Origin of the sequence: Roseococcus sp. SYP-B2431, assembly GCF_004336745.1 — a bacterium.
Taxonomy (GTDB): Bacteria; Pseudomonadota; Alphaproteobacteria; order Acetobacterales; family Acetobacteraceae; genus Roseococcus.
Genome location: NZ_SJXD01000022.1, coordinates 174671 through 193359, shown reverse-complemented (window position 1 = coordinate 193359; position 18689 = coordinate 174671). Strand labels below are relative to the sequence as shown.

The 18689-nt window shown below is 70.5% G+C and carries 21 protein-coding genes; 8 read left to right on the top strand and 13 right to left on the bottom strand.

Going from position 1 to position 18689, the window contains the following annotated elements; all coding sequences use genetic code 11:
- Window positions 1-11 precede the first annotated feature (11 nt).
- From apaG to metZ, 3 genes are read right to left on the bottom strand one after another with little or no spacing between them, the layout of a single operon-like run.
- The gene (gene apaG, locus EJV46_RS08890; RefSeq protein ID WP_131548263.1) at window positions 12-413 is read right to left on the bottom strand and encodes a Co2+/Mg2+ efflux protein ApaG; all 402 of its coding nucleotides are present in this window, start codon (window positions 411-413) and stop codon (window positions 12-14) included.
- Window positions 410-1021: a LysE family translocator gene (locus EJV46_RS08885; protein WP_131548262.1), complete on the bottom strand. Its 612-nt coding sequence runs from the start codon at window positions 1019-1021 to the stop codon at window positions 410-412. The genes apaG and EJV46_RS08885 overlap by 4 nt, the downstream gene beginning before the upstream one ends.
- Before the next feature lie 6 nt (window positions 1022-1027).
- A complete protein-coding gene (metZ, locus tag EJV46_RS08880) occupies window positions 1028-2236 on the bottom strand; it encodes an O-succinylhomoserine sulfhydrylase (RefSeq protein ID WP_131548261.1) in 1209 nt (402 codons plus the stop codon).
- A gap of 249 nt (window positions 2237-2485) precedes the next feature.
- On the opposite strand from metZ, the gene EJV46_RS08875 reads away from it, so the two are divergent.
- The 4 genes from EJV46_RS08875 to EJV46_RS08860 all read left to right on the top strand — a co-directional run bounded on the left by EJV46_RS08875 (window position 2486) and on the right by EJV46_RS08860 (window position 6944).
- Window positions 2486-2815 carry an Hpt domain-containing protein gene (locus EJV46_RS08875; protein WP_165585430.1) on the top strand — a complete coding sequence of 110 codons (330 nt, stop codon included), beginning with the start codon at window positions 2486-2488 and terminating at the stop codon, window positions 2813-2815.
- Window position 2816: 1 nt separating this feature from the next.
- On the top strand, window positions 2817-4196 hold the full coding sequence (locus EJV46_RS08870) for a sigma-54 dependent transcriptional regulator (RefSeq protein ID WP_131548259.1): 1380 nt from the start codon (window positions 2817-2819) through the stop codon (window positions 4194-4196).
- A 137-nt stretch (window positions 4197-4333) separates the two neighbouring features.
- A complete protein-coding gene (gene ahcY / locus EJV46_RS08865) occupies window positions 4334-5728 on the top strand; it encodes an adenosylhomocysteinase (RefSeq protein WP_131548258.1) in 1395 nt (464 codons plus the stop codon).
- Between the two features lie 178 nt (window positions 5729-5906).
- Window positions 5907-6944, top strand: coding sequence for an alpha/beta hydrolase (locus EJV46_RS08860; RefSeq protein ID WP_131548257.1), 1038 nt, complete (start codon window positions 5907-5909; stop codon window positions 6942-6944).
- Here the strand turns inward: EJV46_RS08860 and fabG are convergent.
- From fabG to EJV46_RS08825, 8 genes are all read right to left on the bottom strand, one after another.
- On the bottom strand, window positions 6914-7651 hold the full coding sequence (fabG, locus tag EJV46_RS08855) for a 3-oxoacyl-[acyl-carrier-protein] reductase (protein ID WP_131548256.1): 738 nt from the start codon (window positions 7649-7651) through the stop codon (window positions 6914-6916). The genes EJV46_RS08860 and fabG overlap by 31 nt on opposite strands.
- A gap of 77 nt (window positions 7652-7728) precedes the next feature.
- Entirely contained in the window at window positions 7729-8157 is a 429-nt protein-coding gene (locus tag EJV46_RS08850) for a GNAT family N-acetyltransferase (RefSeq protein ID WP_131548255.1), read from the bottom strand.
- Window positions 8154-9107 carry an ACP S-malonyltransferase gene (gene fabD / locus EJV46_RS08845; RefSeq protein WP_131548254.1) on the bottom strand — a complete coding sequence of 318 codons (954 nt, stop codon included), beginning with the start codon at window positions 9105-9107 and terminating at the stop codon, window positions 8154-8156. The genes EJV46_RS08850 and fabD overlap by 4 nt, the downstream gene beginning before the upstream one ends.
- A 112-nt stretch (window positions 9108-9219) precedes the next feature.
- Window positions 9220-9738 (bottom strand): GNAT family N-acetyltransferase, encoded by a 519-nt coding sequence (locus tag EJV46_RS08840; RefSeq protein ID WP_131548253.1) that lies wholly within the window; start codon window positions 9736-9738, stop codon window positions 9220-9222.
- Window positions 9735-10922 (bottom strand): amidase, encoded by a 1188-nt coding sequence (locus EJV46_RS08835; RefSeq protein WP_131548252.1) that lies wholly within the window; start codon window positions 10920-10922, stop codon window positions 9735-9737. The genes EJV46_RS08840 and EJV46_RS08835 overlap by 4 nt, the downstream gene beginning before the upstream one ends.
- A 146-nt stretch (window positions 10923-11068) precedes the next feature.
- On the bottom strand, window positions 11069-12451 hold the full coding sequence (locus EJV46_RS08830) for an esterase-like activity of phytase family protein (protein WP_131548251.1): 1383 nt from the start codon (window positions 12449-12451) through the stop codon (window positions 11069-11071).
- A 76-nt stretch (window positions 12452-12527) separates the two neighbouring features.
- Window positions 12528-12686, bottom strand: coding sequence for a hypothetical protein (locus EJV46_RS22735; protein ID WP_165585429.1), 159 nt, complete (start codon window positions 12684-12686; stop codon window positions 12528-12530).
- Window positions 12687-12749: 63 nt separating this feature from the next.
- Window positions 12750-13460, bottom strand: coding sequence for a GNAT family N-acetyltransferase (locus tag EJV46_RS08825; RefSeq protein ID WP_131548250.1), 711 nt, complete (start codon window positions 13458-13460; stop codon window positions 12750-12752).
- Between the two features lie 53 nt (window positions 13461-13513).
- Here EJV46_RS08825 and EJV46_RS08820 point away from each other — a divergent pair, with 53 nt between their 5' ends.
- The 4 genes from EJV46_RS08820 to EJV46_RS08805 all read left to right on the top strand — a co-directional run bounded on the left by EJV46_RS08820 (window position 13514) and on the right by EJV46_RS08805 (window position 17042).
- Window positions 13514-14320, top strand: coding sequence for a ferredoxin--NADP reductase (locus EJV46_RS08820; RefSeq protein WP_131548249.1), 807 nt, complete (start codon window positions 13514-13516; stop codon window positions 14318-14320).
- Between the two features lie 69 nt (window positions 14321-14389).
- On the top strand, window positions 14390-15145 hold the full coding sequence (gene otsB, locus EJV46_RS08815; protein WP_131548248.1) for a trehalose-phosphatase: 756 nt from the start codon (window positions 14390-14392) through the stop codon (window positions 15143-15145).
- 147 nt (window positions 15146-15292) lie between these two features.
- Window positions 15293-16648, top strand: coding sequence for a trehalose-6-phosphate synthase (locus EJV46_RS08810; protein ID WP_131548247.1), 1356 nt, complete (start codon window positions 15293-15295; stop codon window positions 16646-16648).
- A 70-nt stretch (window positions 16649-16718) separates the two neighbouring features.
- Window positions 16719-17042 carry an NIPSNAP family protein gene (locus EJV46_RS08805; protein WP_131548246.1) on the top strand — a complete coding sequence of 108 codons (324 nt, stop codon included), beginning with the start codon at window positions 16719-16721 and terminating at the stop codon, window positions 17040-17042.
- Window positions 17043-17088: 46 nt separating this feature from the next.
- Here EJV46_RS08805 and EJV46_RS08800 read toward each other — a convergent pair whose 3' ends face one another.
- The gene (locus EJV46_RS08800; protein ID WP_131548245.1) at window positions 17089-17817 is read right to left on the bottom strand and encodes a P-loop NTPase; all 729 of its coding nucleotides are present in this window, start codon (window positions 17815-17817) and stop codon (window positions 17089-17091) included.
- A complete protein-coding gene (locus EJV46_RS08795; protein ID WP_131548244.1) occupies window positions 17811-18686 on the bottom strand; it encodes a hypothetical protein in 876 nt (291 codons plus the stop codon). The genes EJV46_RS08800 and EJV46_RS08795 overlap by 7 nt, the downstream gene beginning before the upstream one ends.
- Window positions 18687-18689: the final 3 nt, after the last annotated feature.

Here is an 18689-nt window from a genome sequence, read left to right as displayed (position 1 = left end):
GAAGCAAGTTTTCAGTGAACCCCGCCCGCCTGATGGGGGCTGTCGAGCGAGAAGGCCGGCACCTCCGCGTCGAAGGCCTCGCCCGTGCCGGGGACGATCATGTGATAGGTGCCGCGCATGAAGCCCGAGGGCGTCGGCAGCGGCGTGCCGGAGGTGTAGTCGAAGCTCTCGCCCGGCTCGAGCACCGGCTGCTCGCCCACCACCCCTTCGCCATGCACGCGCATGGTCCGCCCCTGTCCGTCGGTGATGAGCCAGGTGCGCTTGAGGAGCTGGACCGTCGCCTCGCTCTCGTTCGCGATCTCGACCTTGTAGGCCCAGACAAACTGCCCCTGGTCGGGCTCCGACTGGTCCTCCAGGTAGAAGGCCCGGACGGTGACGCGAACGCCCCGCGTGGTGGCGGTATAGGGCTTCATGTGCGGCGCATCGCGGCGGTGGCCAGGCCGGCGCCGACCAGCATGCCGCCGCCCAGCCGGTTGAAGCCGCGCCGCAAGGCCGGCCTCGTGACGAGGCCCGACATCCGGCCGGCCAGCAGCGCGTAGAGCAGGGCGTTGCCGGCGGCGAGGGTGACGAAGCTCGCGACCAGGATCGCGGCCTGCGGCAGGAAGGCGCGGCTGCCGTCCAGGAACTGCGGCACGAAGGCCACGAAGAAGGCGATGCTCTTCGGGTTCAGCGCCGTGACCACATAGGAGTCGCGAAAGGCGCGGCGGGCGCAGAGTGGCGGCCCCGCGGCGGCCGGGACCGGCGCGCGCCAGAGCTGCACGCCGAGCCAGACGAGATAGGCCGCGCCGCCCCATTTCAGGATCGTGAAGGCCAGGCTGGAGGCCGCCAGCAGGGCGCCGAGACCCGCCAGCGAGAGCGTCATGGCTGTCAGGTCGCCCAGCGCAACGCCCGCCACCAGCGGCAGGGCGCGTCCGCGCCCCGCGCCGAGCGACTGGCCGATCACCAGCAGGATGGTGGGCCCCGGAATCGCCAGCAGGGCCGCCGAGGCGAGCAGGAAGGCCAGCCAGGTCTCCGGGGCCATGCGCCGCTACTCCGCCGCGCGCGCGCTGGCCGCGCCGCCGATCGCGTCGAGCGCTTCGGCCAGGTCCTCGATGAGATCGGCCACGTCCTCGAGCCCCACCGAGAGGCGCACGGTGCCGTCACCGATGCCGAGGCGCGCGCGCTCCTCCGGCCCGATGCGGCTGTGCGTCGTGGTGGCCGGGTGGGTGGCGAGCGACTTGGAATCCCCGAGATTGTTGGAAATATCGACCAGCCGCAGCGCGTTCATGAAGCGGAAGGTCTCCTCCTTCCCGCCCTGGATGTCGAAGGTGACCAGCGTGCCGCCGCCCGACATCTGCTTCACCGCCAGCGCGTGCTGGGGATGGTCGGGGCGGAAGGGGTAGAGGACCTTGGCGATCTCGGCGCGCTCGGAGAGGAAGTCGGCGACCGCGGCGGCGTTGCGGCACATCTGGTCGACCCGCAGCTTCAGCGTCTCCAGCCCCTTCAGGATCACCCAGGCGTTGAAGGGCGAGAGGGCTGGGCCGGTGTTGCGGATGAAGGGCATCAGGGTCTCGGTGACCCACTGCTTCGGGCCGAGCACGGCGCCGCCCAGGGTGCGGCCCTGGCCGTCCATGTGCTTGGTGGTGGAGTAGATGACGATGTCGGCGCCGAGGTCGATCGGCCGCTGCAGCAGCGGCGTGGCGAAGACGTTGTCCACCGCGACCAGGGCGCCGGCCGCATGCGCCAGCTTCGCCACGGCCGGCAGGTCCACCAGCTCCAGCATGGGGTTGGAGGGGCTCTCCAGCAGCACCATCGTGGCCGGCCTGCTCAGCGCCGCCTTCCACTGGTCTAGGTCCGCGCCGTCCACGAACTCGCCGACGATGCCGTAGCGCGGCAGCAGGGTGCTGATGATCCAGTGGCAGGAGCCGAACAGCGCGCGGGAGGCCACCAGCCGGTCGCCCGTCTTCAGCGTCGACAGCAGCGTGGAGTGCACCGCCGCCATGCCGGTGGACATGAGCCGGCAAAGGTCCGCCCCTTCCAGCGCGGCCAGCCGCTCCTCCAGCATGGTCAGCGTGGGGTTGGCGAAGCGGGAGTACTGGTAGTGCTCGATCTCGTTCTTGAAGGTGGCCTCGGCCTGCTCGGCGCTGTCGTAGACGAAGCCGGAGGTGAGGAAGAGCGCCTCGGCCGTCTCGCCGTGCTGGGAGCGGGTGAGGCCGCCGCGAACGAGCTGCGTGGCCGGACGGAACTTTTTCGACATCGATGACACCCTTCGAACACAGGCGTCCGGCACCCTGACACGGGGCGTGAGACCGCCCCGAAAGAGCCGGTCCCGGGCCGTTTAGCGCGCTTGTTTTCCGCATCCCGATCAGGAACGCGACCCGGTTGGGACCTCGCCGCAAGCTGGCCGGACAAATCGCGAGGACCGTCCATGCGTAATCCCGTCCACGGTCGGTCGTCAACCATGGCGGTTGACGCAGGTTTTGCGGAATGCAAGTCATGCTGCGTCATGAGCGCCCTCGATCCCACTGTCGCCGGCCAATTGGCCGAGGACCTGCCGCCGGATGTGTTCCGCACCATCATCGCGACCTTCGAGGAGGACCTGACGCGGCTGGTGCAGGAGCTGCGGGCCGCCTACGATTCCGGCGACCAGGACGGCTATGAGCGGGCGGCCCATAGCCTGGCCGGCGCCGCCGCCGCGGTCGGCGCGGTGGGGCTGGAACGCGAGGCGCGCCTCGCCATGGATCACCGGCAGCCCGAAGCCGCGATCACCGTCCTGCCGCGGCTCGTGGCCGAGGCGGAGGGCGCCTTGGAGGCCCTGCACGCCCTCATCCATTGAGATGAAGGCGCGCATCCTTCTCGTCGAGGATACGCCCACCCAGGCTGAGATCGCCATGGCCATGCTCCGGGCCGACGGCCACGAGATCCGCCATGCCGAGACCGCCGGCGCCGCGCTGGCCCTGGCGATGGAATGGAAGCCCGACGCGATCCTGGTCGACCTGATGCTGCCCGACTTCTCCGGCATCGAGCTCATGCGCCGGCTCAAGGCGGCGCAGGTCGCGGCGGCGATGATCATGCTGACCGCGCATGGCTCGGTGAAGACGGCGGTCGAGGCGATGCAGGAAGGCGCCTCCGACTTCGTCCTGAAGCCCTACAGCGCCGCGCGACTTCGCGTGACGCTCGACAATGCCCTGGAGAAGCGCGAACTGCGGCAGCAGCTCGACGTCGCGCAGTCGCAGCTCGGGCGCGGGCGGTTTCATGGCTTCGTCGGCGCCTCGCCGCTCATGCAGGCGATCTACCGGACCATCGAGAGCGTCGCCGCCTCGCGCGCCACCGTCTTCGTCACGGGCGAGAGCGGCACCGGCAAGGAGCTGGCCGCCGAGGCGCTGCACCGGGTCTCGCCGCGGGCGGAAAAGCCCTTCGTAGCGCTGAACTGCGGCGCCATCCCGCGCGACCTGCTGGAGAGCGAGCTCTTCGGCCATGTGAAGGGCGCCTTTACCGGCGCCACCGACAACCGCCTCGGTGCCGCGCGGGCGGCCGATGGCGGCACGCTCTTCCTCGACGAGATCGGCGAGATGCCGGCCGAGATGCAGGTCAAGCTGCTGCGCTTCGTGCAGACTGGCGAGGTGACGCCGCTGGGCGGCACCAGGTCCGAGAAGGTGGATGTCCGGCTGGTCTGCGCCACCCATCGCGACATCCTGTCCGAGGTCCAGGCGGGCCGCTTCCGCGAGGACCTCTACTACCGGATCTACGTGGTGCCGATCGAGCTGCCGCCGCTGCGCCTGCGCGGCGAGGATGTGGTGCTGGTGTCGCGCCACCTGCTCGGCCTCTATGCGAGCGAGGAGGGCAAGGCTTTCTCGGACTTCGACGCCCAGGCCGAGGCGGCGATCCGCGCCTATCCCTGGCCAGGCAATGTCCGGCAGCTGCAGAACGTGCTGCGCAATGCCGTGGTGCTGCATGACGGCGCGCTCGTCACGCGGGAGATGCTGCCGGTGCCGCTGCTGCATGAGGCGGCTCCCGCGACGGCGCGCGCGGCGCCCCAGCGCCCGGGGACGGAGGCGCCGGCCTCGCGCATCGAGCCGCTGGCGGTCGCGGAAAAGCGGCTGATCCTGCAGGCGCTGGAACACACCGGCCAGGACGTGCCGCGCGCGGCGGCGCTGCTGGAGATCAATCCGAGCACGATCTACCGCAAGCTGACGGCCTGGAAGCAGGCGGGCTAGCTGCTGGCGGCTCGGATCCACCAAGGCTGGAATTGTCATGTCCGTCGCGTCATATAAAGACATGCTTATGCCTCTAGGCAGGCCTGGTGGGGCATGCTACGGCGTCGCCGCACCAGGACCTGCATAAGGACACGCGCATGGCCGACTACATCGTCAAGGATCTCTCGCTCGCCGATTGGGGCCGCAAGGAGATCAATATGGCCGAGGACGAGATGCCCGGCCTGATGGCCACCCGCGCGGAATACGGCTCTTCGCAGCCGCTCAAGGGCGCGCGCATCGCCGGCTGCCTGCACATGACCATCCAGACCGCCGTTCTCATCGAGACGCTGAAGGCGCTCGGCGCCGACGTGCGCTGGTCGTCGTGCAACATCTTCTCGACGCAGGATCACGCCGCGGCCGCCATCGCTGCGACCGGCACGCCGGTCTTCGCCGTGAAGGGCGAGACGCTTCCCGAGTACTGGGAATACGTGCGCAAGACCCTCGAATGGGCCGATGGCGGCGAGCCGAACATGCTGCTCGACGACGGCGGCGACATGACCCTGCTCGTCCATTACGGCCTGCGCGCCGAGAAGGGCGACACGGCCTTCCTCGACGGCGCGACCAATGACGAGGAGACGGTGTTCTTCGCGCTCATCAAGAAGCTGCTGACGGAGAAGCCGGGCTGGTTCGCCAAGCTCGCCGCCTCGATCAAGGGCGTTTCGGAAGAGACGACGACGGGCGTGCACCGCCTCTACGTGATGGCGAAGGAGGGCAAGCTGCTCTTCCCCGCGATCAACGTGAACGACAGCGTCACCAAGTCGAAGTTCGACAACCTCTATGGCTGCCGCGAGTCGCTGGTGGACGCCATCCGCCGCGGCACGGACGTGATGATGTCCGGCAAGGTCGCGCTGGTCGCCGGCTATGGCGACGTGGGCAAGGGCTCGGCCGCCTCGCTGCGCAATGCCGGCTGCCGCGTGATGGTGACGGAGATCGACCCGATCTGCGCGCTCCAGGCCGCGATGGAAGGCTATGAGGTCGTCACCCTCGACGACATGGCCGGCAAGGCCGACATCTTCGTCACCGCCACCGGCAATGTCGACGTCATCACCGCCGATCACATGCGCGCGATGAAGCATCGCGCCATCGTCTGCAACATCGGCCACTTCGACAGCGAGATTCAGGTCGCGGCGCTGCGCAACCTGAAGTGGGACAACGTGAAGCCCCAGGTGGACGAGATCGAGTTCCCTGACGGCAAGCGCATCATCCTGCTCTCCGAGGGCCGTCTGGTGAACCTGGGCAATGCGACGGGCCATCCGTCCTTCGTGATGTCCGCGAGCTTCACGAACCAGACGCTCGCGCAGATCGACCTCTGGACCAACCCCGGCAAGTACAAGAACGACGTGTTCGTGCTGCCGAAGCACCTCGACGAGAAGGTGGCGATGCTGCACCTCGACAAGGTGGGCGCGAAGCTGACGAAGCTGCGTCCGGACCAGGCGAGCTACATCGGCGTGCCGGAGGCGGGTCCGTTCAAGGCTGAAGCCTACCGCTACTGAGCCGTCGCGGCGGAAGAGGGGGCGCGCATCCCGGACGGGATGCGCGCCCTTTCGTTTGGCCCTGAAGGGACTCCGCTCCCTACGGCCCCGCGCTGCGTAACCTTTCCCGCACGGCTCCGTTGATGAGCGGACCGCGCGCGGGGTGTCCCCGGCCGGCGTGATTCCGGACTGCGGCGACATGATCAACATCGACCAGAATGACCTGTCGGAGGCGAGGCGCCTCAACAGGAGGCTGGCCTGGAGCCCCCGCTTCCCGGTTCCCCACCGGCTGGGCGCCTGGCTGATGCAGTCCCTGCTGGTCCTGTCGCAGTCCGGCGCGGACCGGAAGCTCCGTCGCGCCGGCATCCGCGTGGAAGCGCGTACCGCGGCGGCGGATGGCGCGACGGTCTCCCTGCGCCTGCTGCGCCCCTCGACCCCGGTGCGCGGAGTCGTTCTCGACATCCATGGCGGCGGCTGGGCCATCGGCAATGCGCGGATGAACGACGCGCTCAATGCCGCCCTGGCCGAGGCCTGCGGCGTGGCCGTCGTGTCCGTGGACTATCGGCTGGCCAGCGCCACGCCCATCTCCGGACTGATCGAGGATTGCCTTGTCGCCGCGCGCTGGGTGCTGGGCGGCGGCTTGCCGGAATATCGCGGCCTGCCTGTCGTCCTGGTCGGCGAGTCCGCGGGCGCGCATCTGGCGGCCGCGACCCTGCTGGAGCTGAAGCGATGGCCGGACCTGCTCGGTCGCGTGGCCGGCGCCGTGCTCTACTACGGCGTCTATGACCTTGCGGGCACGGACAGCGCCCGACGGGCGGGGCCGGCGACCCTGGTCCTGAAAGGGCCCAGGCTGATCACCGGCCTGCAACGGCTGACGCCGGGAATGAGCGACGACCAGCGCCGCGAACCGCCCCTGTCGCCGCTCTACGGCGATCTCCGCGGACTTCCACCGGCCCTGATGTTCGTGGGCGAGCTCGATCCCTTTCAGGACGACACGCTCCGCATGGCGGAACGCTGGCGCGAGGCGGCCGAGGTCGAGCTGCACCTGCTGCCGGAGGCGCCTCACGGCTTCATTCACTTCAACACCGGCATGGCCTCGAAGGTCCTGGCGCGAGGCCATGCCTGGATCTGCTCCCGACTGGCCGATCCCGCCGGCCAAGCCGAGGCCGGCGGAGGCGTCCGCCCGGCGGGCGGGAGCGCGGAACCTCACACCATCAGCATGCCGCCGTTGACGTGAATGGTGGTGCCCGTCACCCAGGCCGCCTCGTCGGAGGCGAGATAGGCCACGGCCGAGGCCACGTCCTGCGCGGAGCCCATCCGGTTCAGCGGGATGCGCGACATGATGCCCGCCTTCTGCTGCTCGTTCAGCTTGTCGGTCATCGGCGTCGCGATGAAGCCGGGCGCCACCACGTTGATCGTCACGCCGCGCGGCGCGACCTCCTGGGCCAGCGCCTTGCTCATGCCGATCAGCCCGGCCTTGGCGGCGGCGTAATTCGCCTGCCCCGCATTGCCGGTCACGCCCACGATGGAGGCGATGGAGACGATCCGCCCCGCGCGGCGCTTCATCATCCCGCGCAGCGCGGCGCGCGCCAGGCGGAAGGGCGCGTTCAGGTCCACCTCGAGGACGGCGTTCCAGTCCTCGTCGGCCATGCGCAGCGCCAGCATGTCGCGGGTGAAGCCGGCATTGTTGACCAGGATGTCGAGCTTGCCGTGATCGGCCTCGACCTTCTCCACCAGCGCGGCGGGGGCAGCCGGATCGTTCAGGTCGGCCGGGATGACGGCCACCCGCTCGCCGAGCTTCCCGGCGACGGCCTGCAGCTCCCCCTCGCGCCGGCCGGTGAGCACCACCGTGGCGCCCTGGGCGTGCAGCGCCTCGGCGATGCCGATGCCGATCCCGGAGGAGGCGCCGGTGACGAGGGCAATCTTGCCGGTCAGGTCGAACATGGTGCTGGGTTCCTCTTGAGGAGCGGAACACCTTCGAGGCGATCCGCCAAGGGCGTGGAGACGCGGGCCAGGAAGCGTTATCCGAAGCGCTTGGCAAGCCAGTAGCGCGTATGGCCCGGTGGATGCTCCGGCAAGGTGCCGAACACGCTGAATCCGAGCTTCTCGTAGAAGCCGCGGGCCTGGAAGGAGAAGGTGTCGAGCCGAATCCCGACGCAGCCCCGCGCCCGGGCCTCCTGCTCGGCCATTCGCATCACCTGCGTGCCGAGCCCGGTCCCGCGCAGCGATTCCGGCAGCCAGAGCAGGTCGATCACCAGCCAGCCGTAGTAGGAGCTGCCGATGGCCCCGCCGATGGTGTTGCGGCCCTCGTCGCGCACCAGCGCGGCGAAGTGCTTCTGCTCGTCGCCGGGGGTGCGGGTCGCCGCCTCGTTGAAGCCGATCAGCCCCCGGAGAATGACGTCGGTCTCCGCCCGGGAGGGGGAATCGGTGATGAGGATGCTGGTCCTCACAGGCTCTTCAGGAAGGCTTCGACGTCGGCTGGCGTGTTGATCGCCGATGCCGTCGCCTCCGGCGCGTTGCGCTTCATCAGCCCCGTCAGCACCTTGCCCGAGCCGACCTCGACGAAGCGCGTGCAGCCGGACGCGACCATGGCCGCGATGCATTCGCGCCAGCGCACCGTGCCGGTCACCTGCTTGACCAGCAGGTCGCGGATCACCGCGGGCTCGCTGACCGGCGCGGCGGTGACGTTCGCCACCACCGGCACGGCCGGATGCGCCATCGCCGCCTTCTCCAGCGCCTCGCGCATGGCGCCGGCCGCCGGGGCCATCATCGCGCAGTGGAAGGGCGCGGAGACCGGCAGCAGCATCGCCCGCTTCACGCCCCTGGCCTTCGCGATCTCGACCCCGCGCTCGACGGCCGCCTTGGCGCCCGAGATCACCACCTGGCCGCCGCCATTGTCGTTGGCCACCTGGACGACCTCCTTGCCCTTCTCGCCCGTCTCGGCCTCGGCGCAGATCGCGGCGGCCAGATCGGCCTCCGCCCCCAGCAGCGCCGCCATGGCGCCTTGCCCGGCCGGCACCGCTTTCTGCATGGAATCGCCGCGCAGCCGCAGCAGCCGCGCCGCCGTCGCGAGATCGAAGGTGCCGGCCGCCGTCAGCGCGCTGTACTCGCCGAGCGAATGCCCCGCCACCAGCGAGACGACCCGCGAGAGCTCGAACCCGCCCTCCTTCGCCAGGGCGCGGCACACCGCCACAGAGACGGCCATCAGCGCGGGCTGCGCATTGGCCGTCAGCGTCAGCTCCTCGGCGGGCCCCTCGAACATCAGCTTCGAGAGCTTCTGCCCCAGCGCGTCATCGACTTCCTGAAAGGTCTCGCGGGCAATCGGAAAGGCATCCGCGAGGTCGCGGCCCATGCCCGGGGCCTGGCTGCCCTGGCCGGGAAACACAAAAGCGAGTGACATGGCGGTTCCGTGATAGATTCTTGGAACCCGCCATCGCCTCGACGGCCCGAAGAGTCAACGGGGCCAGCCCGCGTCTCTCGCCGTCCGGTGCGGCGGCGCTCGCGGTCTCGGCTCAGTTGGGAAGGGTGCGCTCGGCCTCGCCCAGGGGGCGCTGCATGGTGACGACATCCACCCATTGGCCGAACTTCAGGCCGACGGCCTTCATCACGCCCACGTTGCGGAAGCCCAGCGAGGCGTGCAGGCCGATGGAACCCACATTGTCGCTGTCGCCGATCACCGCGATCATCTGGCGGAAGCCGCGCTCCGTCGCGCGATTCAGAAGCTCCTGCACCAGCGCCTTGCCCACGCCCATGCCGCGCACGTCGTCCCGGACATAGATGCTGTCCTCGGCCGTGAAGCGATAGGCGCTGCGGTCGCGGATCTGGGCGAAATACCCGTAGCCGACGATCTCGCCCTCGTTCTCGGCCACCAGCCAGGCGCAGCCGGCCTCCTGCACCTTCCTCACCCGCGCGGCGATCTCGGCCTCGCCTGGCGGCGCTTCCTCGAAGGTGCCCGTCCCGTGCAGCACGTGGTGAGCATAGATGGCGGTGATCGCCGGCAGGTCGCCGGCGGCGGCGTCGCGGATGATCACGGCAGGCTGAGCTCCGAGGCGAGGGCGGCCGCCAGCCGTAGCAAGGCGCGGTCACGCCCCGCGGCGGCGACCAGCGAAAGCCCGACCGGCGCCCCGTCCACCTTCGCGACCGGCAGGCTGACCTCGCAGAGCCCGCCCAGCCCGGCGATCGCGGTGACGCCCATGGTCGCCTCGCGCACGGTATTCTGGCCGGCGAGGCTTACGCTCAGCTTCGGCGCGGCGCAGGGGCTGGTCGGGTATGCCATCACCGCGCCGCCGGCGAGCATGGTCGCGATGCGCAGCCGGAAGGCGCGGCGGAAGGCCCGGCCGGCGGCGGCCTTGGCCGGGTCCATCTCGCGCGCCGCGGCGAAGCGCTCGGCGACGCCCGGCCCGAAGCGCGGCGCGGTGGCGGCGACCCAGCTCCCCAGGGTGGCCCAGGCCTCCTGCGCCTGGACGCAGCGGAAGTGCTCGTAGAGCGCCGGCAGCCCCTCGGGCGCGACTTCCACCCGCATGGGCGCGCCGGCGATCGCCTCCAGGGCGCTCATCGCCGGCCCCAGGGCGCGGGCGGTGGCGGGCTCGGCGTTGATCCAGGCCTCCTCGGCCTTGAGGATCGGGCCGGGCAGGCCTGGGCCCTCGGCCGGCAGCAGCACGGAGCCGACCTTCTCCATCACCGCGGCGGAGCGGGCGAACCAGCCGCAGGTGTCGAAGCTGGGCCCGAGCCCGCAGGCCCCGGCGAGGCTGACCGCCCCCCAGCTCGGCCGGATGCCGAAGACGCCGCAATAGCTGGCCGGAATCCGCACGCTGCCGCCGGTGTCCGAGCCGAGCGCGAAATCCACCAGCCCGGCCGCCACCGCCGCGGCCGAGCCGCAGGAAGAGCCGCCCGGGAAGCGGTCCGGCGCATGGGGGTTGACCGGCGTCTCGTACCAGACGTTCTCGCCGGTGAGGCCGTAGGCGAGCTCGACGGTCTTGGTCTTGCCCGCCAGGGCGGCGCCCGCCTCCAGCAGGTCCAGCACCACGGGCGCGGTCGCGGCCGCGACGGGGTGGGTCCGCGCCCAGTCGGGATTGCCATAGGTGGTCGGCGCCCCGGCGACGTCGAAGAGATCCTTCACTGCGAAATGCAGCCCGTCGAGCGCGCCCGTGCCGAGCGGCGCGAGCGTTACGCGCTCGCCGGGCATGAAGGCCTTCACGTCATCGTTCTGCGGCATCGGACCTCACCTCGGAGTCGGCCATGTGCATGCTAGGGCGGTCCTGGTCGCACGCAAGCGGCCTGACGGTCCGGAGATCTGCGCGCGGTCCTAGAATCGAAGCGGGCGCATCCCACCCGGGGATGCGCCCGCCCGCCGAGCCGCCCTCAGCGCGCGCGGAGGAACTCCGGCACGCGCAGCAGGATGAACTCGTTGTCGTCCGCGCGCGTCAGGTGGCGGCCGGCGCTGAAGGGCAGGTTGTTGTCGTTGGCCACGATGATGTGGTCGCCGTCGACCATGGCCACGTTCTCGATGGTGAAGAACGGGAAGGTGAAGCGGCCGGCAGCCGCGCCCTGCGGCAGGTCGCCGCGCAGGCGGGCGCGGTTGTCCGGGTCCTGCATGGTCATCAGGTCGATATGGCCGATCTTCCGGACAAAGCCGTCGGCGTCCACCTGACTGAAGTCGACCAGGGTGACGCGCTTCACGCGGGCGGGCTGGACGAAGCACGCGGGAGGACGCTGCCCCTCGCGGCATTCGAGGCCCGGGTCGCCCTGGCCGTTGTCGCGCTCGATGACCAGGGCGCGGGTGGCATCGATGAAGTTGAAGTCGCCGATGGCGGTCGCCCCCTCGGCGAGCTGGAAGCGGAGGTTGCGGCCCGTCCACTCGTTGCGGGCCAGGCTGAACTCCAGGACGCGGAGGAAACTGCCCTCCGGGCGATCGGTCCCCGCCACGAAGAGCGGCTGCTCCAGCAGGGCCCAGAGCGTCTGGCCATCCGGCGTCAGGGCCATGCCCTCGTAGCCGCCCGAGCGACGGGCGCGGAAATTCACGGTCCCGGCCGGCGTGGCGGGCGTGGTAAAGGCGGGATGATCGGGGGAGCGGATCGCCTCGTTGTCGATCCGGGTCTCGACCACGCGCATCACGCGGCCCTCGGCATCCACCTGGATCAGGTAGGGGCCGAACTCCTCGCCGATGTAGAAGGTGCCGTCGGGCAGGGGCTGGATGCTCTCCGGGTCGAAGTCGGCGCCGGTCAGGTAGCGCTCGCGGCTGCCCTCGGTGGTGATGCGGAAGGGGACCACGCCATTGGGATCGCTGAGGAAGATGGTGCGCATCATCTCCACGCGGCCGGTCGCGAAGTCGGGGCGGACCCGGTGGAACATCAGCATGGCGTCCGGGCTGTTGGCGCGGGCGCCGAAGCCGTTGTCCGTCACCACCCAGTAGCTGCCGTCGCCGGCCGGCTTGATGCCGGAGAAGCCCTGGACCGGCTGGCCCTGGAAGGGGAGGGCGATGCCTGTCTCGCGGCTGCCATAGGCGGCGCCGGTATTGCCCATCAGGCTGCCGGGCTGCTGGAGGCGCAGGCCATTGGCGCCGGCGAAGCGGCCGGAGACGGAGAAGCCCGGCGGCGCGCCCTCGGGCGGGGGCACGAAGGTGGCGGCAGGCAGGATGGCGTGGCCGGCGAGACGTGCCTCGAAGCGCTGTTCCGCGGCGGCCGGAAGCGTGAGGCTCGCGGCCCCCAGGGAGGCGATGGTGGCGAGCAGCAGGACACGGCGCATGGGCAAACCCTCTTATTGGAGGGGACGGCCTAACAGCGCCGTGTGACGCCTGGCTGACAGTCCGGTGTCAGTCCCGTCAAACCAGTTCGAGCAGCAGCGACTTGGCCAGCAGCGCCGCCAGGACGCCGGTGCCGATCGCGGCGCCGACAGGCATCCATCGGTAGGACAGGGCAAAGGCCCCGCCGCCGATGATGAGGGCCCAGGCGAAGAGGTCGCCATATTCGATGTATTCCACCGCCAGCCTCCCCGACGCATTGTCGTCGGAGCAGAATAATCCTGAAGCTGAAATGAATCCAGGTTAATCCTTGCGGCGCAACGAGGCCTTCGGACGGCCCTGCTGGTCCCAGTTCGAATCGTCCAGCCAGGACTCGATGGCCTGGCGGCGGGCGGGCCACTCCTCCTCCAGGATGGAGAACCAGGCGGTGTCGCGCCGGCGGCCCTTGACGGTCAGCACGGCGCGCAGCGTGCCCTCGTAGGTGAAGCCCAGCCGCGCGGCGGCCCCGCGGGAGGGCGCGTTCAGCGCATTGCACTTCCAGGTGAGACGCCGGTAGCCGAGATCGTCCATGGCGTGGCGCATGAGGAGATACATGGCCTCGGTGGCGGCGCGGGTGCGCTGCATGCGCGGGCTGAACCAGATATTGCCGATCTCGATATGCGCATGGGCCGGGAAGATCTCCATCAGCGAGAGCCAGCCATCGACCGTTCCGGTCCGGTGCGGCCGCACCGCCCAGGCCATGGGGTCGTGCGCCGTGGCGAAGCTTCCCACGAAGCTCCGCAGCGCCGCCTCGTCGGAGAAGGGCCCGTAGCCCATATAAGCCCAGCTTTCCGGGGCATTGTCCGCCTGGGCGGCCATCCAGAGGTCGGCAGCGTGGCGGAGATGGAGCGGCTCCAGGTCGACGCTGCGGCCCTTGTGCGCGACGCGCGCCGGCAGCGGGCGCGGCGTCGGGTCGACCTGGGGGCCGACTGGCGGCTCGGTCGCCGGATCATGCGGTGGCTGAAAATCTCTCATGCGTTCCCGTTCTTCTTCTTGCGCTGCAACGTAACCGCCCCCAAAACCGCCGGATGGACATCGACGTCGAACCCATCGTCAGCGCCCCCCCGGGATTTTTCGCCGAGGAAGTCACCTGGGTCCATCATTGGACCGAAAGCCTCTTCAGCTTCAAATGCGGCCGCGACCCGGCGCTGCGCTTCACCTCCGGCCAGTTCGCCATGATCGGGCTGCTGGTCGGCGGCAAGCCGCTGGTCCGCGCCTATTCCATGGTGAGCCCGGCCTGGGAGGATCATCTCGAATTCCTCTCCATCAAGGTGCAGGATGGGCCGCTGACCTCGCGCCTCCAGCACATCCAGGTCGGCGAGCGGGTGCTGATCGGCCGCAAGCCCGTCGGCACGCTCATCACCGACAACATCCTTCCTGGCCGCAACCTCTGGATGCTCGCCACCGGCACCGGCCTCGCCCCCTTCATGTCGCTGATCCGCGACCCGGAGGTCTATGACCGCTACGACCGCGTCATCGTCGCGCATACCGTGCGCGAGGTGAAGGAGCTCGCCTATCGCGACTACATCACCGGCGAGCTGCGCGAGCACGAGCTGCTGGGCGAGATGGTGTCCGGGAAGCTGGTCTACCTCCCCGCCGTGACGCGCGAGCCCTTCCCGGTCCAGGGCCGCATCACCGCCCGCCTCGAATCCGGCGAGGCCGAGCGCCAGGCCGGCGTCGAACCGCTCGACCCGGCCTTCGACCGCGTGATGATCTGCGGCAGCGAGGCCATGAACGCCGATGTGAAGGCGCTGCTCGAGGCCCGCGGCTTCGTCGAGGGCACCAACCACGCCCCCGGCAGCTACGCGCTGGAAAAAGCCTTCGTTACCAAGTAGCATACCTGCCAGGGAATTCATCACTCCGGCGGAGCAACCAAGGCTTCCCTCAATGGTTAGGGTAGCGCTATGGAAACCCCGTCAAATCACCCGCGTGCCCTGCCGAGCCCGCGGGACGTCCTGGCGCGCGGTGCGCTTCTCCTCGATGTCGACGGGACGCTGATCAACCTGGCGCCGCGGCCGGACGAGGTGGTGGTCCCCGGCTCGCTGCGCATCGACCTCGAAGCCCTGCTGGGGGCCATGGACGGCGCGCTGGCCCTGGTCACCGGGCGCGCGCTGACCGATGTCGAGGAGCTCTTCGCCCCGCTTCGCCTGCCCGTCGCCGCCGAGCATGGCGCCGTGATGCGCTCGCGGCCGGGCGGCGAGGCCCGCCGTGCCGTGCTGCCCGCCGCGCCCGAACCCTGGCGCAGGACCGCGCTCGCCTTCGCCGCGCGGCACGAGGGCATCGTCTTCGAGGAAAAGCCCGCCGGCTTCGTCCTGCACTACCGCCTCGCGCCCGACCTGGGCGATCCGGCCTTCGACCTCCTGGCGTCCCTCGTGAACACGATGCCCGATTTCGAGATCCTCCGCGCCTCGATGGCCTGGGAGGTCCGCCCGCACGGCATCCACAAGGGCGTGGCCGTGCGTGAGATGATGCGCGAGCCGCCCTTCGCCGGCCGCCTGCCCATCTTCATCGGCGACGACGTGACCGACGAGGACGGCATCGCCGCCGCCGAGGCCTTGGGCGGCATGGGCTATCGTGTCCCTGACGACTTCCCCGAGCCGGAGGCCGTTCGCGCCTGGCTCACATCCCTTCTGGCGGGCGCGCATGACCCAGCCACCTGATTCCGGCGCCCTCATGACGAGGGGCGGACGCGCCGACCGGACGGGCCGCCCGCGCCGGGCGGGCGAGCCGGTCTGCGCCGTTCCGCGACCGAACAATCCGGAGGGCATTCTCGCCATGCGGCTGTCCCAGAACCGGGAGGATGGACCTTGGCGCGCCTTGTAATCGTCTCGAACCGTGTTCCGCCGCTGAAGGAATCCGGCCCGATGGCCGGCGGCCTCACGGTCTCGCTGGAGGAAGCGGTGAAGCGGCGGGAACTGCTGTGGTTCGGCTGGTCCGGCGAGAGCTCCGACCGGCGCGAGCCGCGCATCGCGAGCACGGGCAACCGCACGCATGCCGTGATCGATCTCACCGCGCAGGAGCACAAGCTGTACTATGCGGGGTTCTGCAACGGCATGCTCTGGCCGCTGCTGCACTACCGCTTCGGGCTGGCGCAGTTCCGCCGCGCCGAGGAGGAGGGCTGGCGGGCGGTGAACCGCCGCTTCGCGGAGCAGCTGGCGCCGCTGCTGCGCGAGGACGACACCATCTGGATCCATGATTTCCATCTGTTCCCGCTGGCGGCCGCGCTGCGCGACCTGGGCGTGCGGCAGAAGATCGGCTTCTTCCTTCACGTTCCCTTCCCGCCCCCCGCGCTCTTCGCCGCCCTGCCACGCGCCGCGGCCCTGCTGCGCGACCTCCAGGCCATCGACCTGATCGGCACCCAGACCGCTGAGGACGCGGAGCACCTTTCCGACGCGCTGCGGAGGGAAGGGGTGAGCGCGCAGGTCGGGGTCTTCCCGGTCGGCATCAACGCGGAGGCCTTCGGCCGCGCCGCGGCACAGGCGGCCTCCCGAAAGGATGCGCAGCGCTTCCGCGAGAGCCTGGCCGGCCGCGAGCTCATCTTCGGCGTGGACCGGCTGGACTACAGCAAGGGCCTGCCGCAGCGCGTGCTGGGCTTCGCCGACCTGCTGAAGCGCTACCCGCAGCATCGCGGCAAGGTGACCTTCCTGCAGGCGGCGCCGATCTCGCGCGGCGAGGTGACGCAGTACCGCATGCTCCGCCGGGAGATGGACGAGCTGGTCGGCCGCATCAACGGCGAATACGCCGAGGTCGACTGGGTGCCGCTGCGCTGGACGACGCGGCCCATCCAGCGGCGGACGCTCGCGGGCTTCCTCCGGATGGCGAATATCGCGCTGGTGACCCCGCTGCGCGACGGCATGAACCTGGTGGCGAAGGAGTTCGTCGCGGCGCAGCCGCCCGAGGATCCGGGCGTGCTCATCCTCTCGCAATTCGCCGGCGCGGCGCGGGAGATGGAGGGCGCGGTGAAGGTGAACCCCAACGATCCGGACGAGATCGCCGAGGCGCTGGATCTCGCGATCAACATGCCCATCGCCGAGCGGCGTGAGCGCTGGCGGATGGACTACGACCGGCTCGCCGAGGCAGGGGCGAGCGGCTGGTCGCGCGACTTCCTGGCGAGCCTGAACCGGGCGGAGTTCTCCCCGAGCGGCGAGGGCGCGTGGAAGTGACCGGCCGGGCGGGCCTCCTTCCGCGATCGGCGCGGGCGCTGTAGCGTCGCCCCGTCAAAGAGGGCACGCCATGATCGTCGAAGAGCGCATCTACACCATGCATCCGGGCCAGATCGGCCATTACGTGAAGGCCTATGCGGCCGAGGGGCTCGCGATCCAGAAGCCCATCCTGGGCCGTCTCGTGGGCTACTACACGACCGAGTTCGGGCCGCTGAACCAGGTGATCCACATGTGGGCCTATGAAAGCCTCGCCGAGCGCGCCGAGCGCAGGACGAAGCTCTTCGCCGATCAGAGCTGGCTCGACTATCTGGGCAAGGTGCGCAGCTTCATCGCGACGCAGGAAAGCAAGCTGCTCATCCCGGCGCCCTTCCTCACGGTGAAGTGGCAGGATTAGGGTGAGCCGACCCTCAGGCCCAAAGGCCTGAGGGGACGCATTCTGTTCACGCGAATGCCGTCTGGCCCGGCGCGAGGCGCGCGGCGAGCTCCCGCAGATCCTGCGCGGCGGGGCTGGACGGATGGCGGGTGAGCAGCGGGATCTGCGCCCGGATCGCGGCCGGCACCTTCGGATCGCGCCGGACGGCCCCCAGCAGCGGCACGCCGCTCCCCAGGAAATTGCGGCAGGCGGAATCCAGCGCCGCATGCACCTTCAGGGCCTGGGCGCGCTGTGCCACCATGTTCACCACCACGCCCGCCCGCGCGGCCGGCGCGTCGCCGCGATGCAGCTTGAGCACGGCATAGGCATCGGTGAGGCTCGTCGGCTCCTCTGTCGCGACGACGACCAGGAGGTCGGCTCGCGCGGCGAGATGCCGCTGTGCCGCGCCGAGGCCGGCCCCGAGGTCCAGCACCACCTCGCGTCCCTGGCGCCGCAGCAGGCCGATCAGGGCGCTCCCATCCAGCGCCGCCAGCATCGTGGAGCCTGAGCGCCCGGGCAGCACGCCGAAGCCGGCTGGGTGCGGGATCGCCGCCTCACCGATCCCGCAGCGTCCGGACAGCACGTCGCCGAGGTCGCGCCCTGGATGCAGGCCGAGCTGCACATCCACATTGGCCAGGCCGAGATCGCCATCCACCAGCAGGACGTCGCGCCCCGCCTCGGCGAGCGCCTGGGCGAGGCCGATGGCCAGGCAGGTCTTGCCCACGCCGCCCTTTCCGGAGGCGATCGCGATCAGCATGGCGCGGTTTCCCTTGGAGTTCCGCCGGCGAGGCGATGGGCCAGCCAGGCGGGGGTGAGCGGTTGGAGCCCGGCCGCGACCTGCAGGCCGATCCCGGCCTCGGTCAGCGCGAGGCCGGCCGCTCCGGCGGCGAGCACGCCGCCCAGCCGCCGCGCCATGTCGAGGCGCGTCGGCAGCAGATGCCGTGCTCCGAGCAGATGGAAGGCCCGTGCCAGCTCGGCCGATTCCTCCGCGTCGAGGCCGGCGGGAAGGACGAGAACCGGCGCGGCGCCGGCGGCTTGGATGAGACGGTGCAGGTGCCCGGCCTGCGCGGCGTCGAAGGGGTCGCAGCCCATGCCGTCGATGAAGGCGGGCTGGCCGGTCTTGCGGGCCTGCATCGCCTTGGCCAGCACCTCCGGCTGCGCGGCCACCGCGAGGGTCAGGCCCAGCAGCCGCGTGAAGGCGGCGAGCTGCTCCACCGCGCCGGCCCTTGCGCCATCAGCCGTGACGACGAGCGGCGGCCGTCCCGCCATGGCCGCGCGCGCGGCCAGCTTGGCGCAGCTCAGCGTCTTGCCGGCGCCGGGCGGGCCGACGAGCAGGATCGGCCGGTCCTGGGGCAGCGGTGCGAAATCCAGCCGGGCGGCCAGGGCCTCCGGGAGGTCGGCGCCGGCGAAGCGCAGCGCCGGTGGCAGGTTGTGCCGCGCAAGCTCGAAGCGCGGCGTCGCGACGGGGGGGATCAGCTCGGGCTCGGCGGCTTCCAGCGCGACGGTGAGCTCCACCCCGCCCGCCACGCGCCGCGTGCCGAGGACCACCGCCTCCTCGCCCATCGCCTCGCGCGCGGCGGCGATGGCGAGGGAGGCGCTTCGGGCCTGAAAGACGCGCAGGCGCATCCG

Excerpts from the sequence above, each read along its gene's own strand:
- EJV46_RS08870 (WP_131548259.1), top strand. The coding sequence starts at position 2,817 with ATGAAGGCGCGCATCCTTCTCGTCGAGGATACGCCCACCCAGGCTGAG.
- EJV46_RS08835 (WP_131548252.1), bottom strand. The coding sequence starts at position 10,922 with ATGCCGCAGAACGATGACGTGAAGGCCTTCATGCCCGGCGAGCGCGTA.
- EJV46_RS08825 (WP_131548250.1), bottom strand. The coding sequence starts at position 13,460 with ATGAGAGATTTTCAGCCACCGCATGATCCGGCGACCGAGCCGCCAGTC.
- EJV46_RS08885 (WP_131548262.1), bottom strand. The coding sequence starts at position 1,021 with ATGGCCCCGGAGACCTGGCTGGCCTTCCTGCTCGCCTCGGCGGCCCTG.
- EJV46_RS08875 (WP_165585430.1), top strand. The coding sequence starts at position 2,486 with ATGAGCGCCCTCGATCCCACTGTCGCCGGCCAATTGGCCGAGGACCTG.
- ahcY (WP_131548258.1), top strand. The coding sequence starts at position 4,334 with ATGGCCGACTACATCGTCAAGGATCTCTCGCTCGCCGATTGGGGCCGC.
- fabD (WP_131548254.1), bottom strand. The coding sequence starts at position 9,107 with ATGTCACTCGCTTTTGTGTTTCCCGGCCAGGGCAGCCAGGCCCCGGGC.
- EJV46_RS08795 (WP_131548244.1), bottom strand. The coding sequence starts at position 18,686 with ATGCGCCTGCGCGTCTTTCAGGCCCGAAGCGCCTCCCTCGCCATCGCC.
- apaG (WP_131548263.1), bottom strand. The coding sequence starts at position 413 with ATGAAGCCCTATACCGCCACCACGCGGGGCGTTCGCGTCACCGTCCGG.
- EJV46_RS08800 (WP_131548245.1), bottom strand. The coding sequence starts at position 17,817 with ATGCTGATCGCGATCGCCTCCGGAAAGGGCGGCGTGGGCAAGACCTGC.
- EJV46_RS08820 (WP_131548249.1), top strand. The coding sequence starts at position 13,514 with ATGGACATCGACGTCGAACCCATCGTCAGCGCCCCCCCGGGATTTTTC.
- fabG (WP_131548256.1), bottom strand. The coding sequence starts at position 7,651 with ATGTTCGACCTGACCGGCAAGATTGCCCTCGTCACCGGCGCCTCCTCC.
- metZ (WP_131548261.1), bottom strand. The coding sequence starts at position 2,236 with ATGTCGAAAAAGTTCCGTCCGGCCACGCAGCTCGTTCGCGGCGGCCTC.
- EJV46_RS08805 (WP_131548246.1), top strand. The coding sequence starts at position 16,719 with ATGATCGTCGAAGAGCGCATCTACACCATGCATCCGGGCCAGATCGGC.
- EJV46_RS08830 (WP_131548251.1), bottom strand. The coding sequence starts at position 12,451 with ATGCGCCGTGTCCTGCTGCTCGCCACCATCGCCTCCCTGGGGGCCGCG.
- EJV46_RS08860 (WP_131548257.1), top strand. The coding sequence starts at position 5,907 with ATGATCAACATCGACCAGAATGACCTGTCGGAGGCGAGGCGCCTCAAC.
- otsB (WP_131548248.1), top strand. The coding sequence starts at position 14,390 with ATGGAAACCCCGTCAAATCACCCGCGTGCCCTGCCGAGCCCGCGGGAC.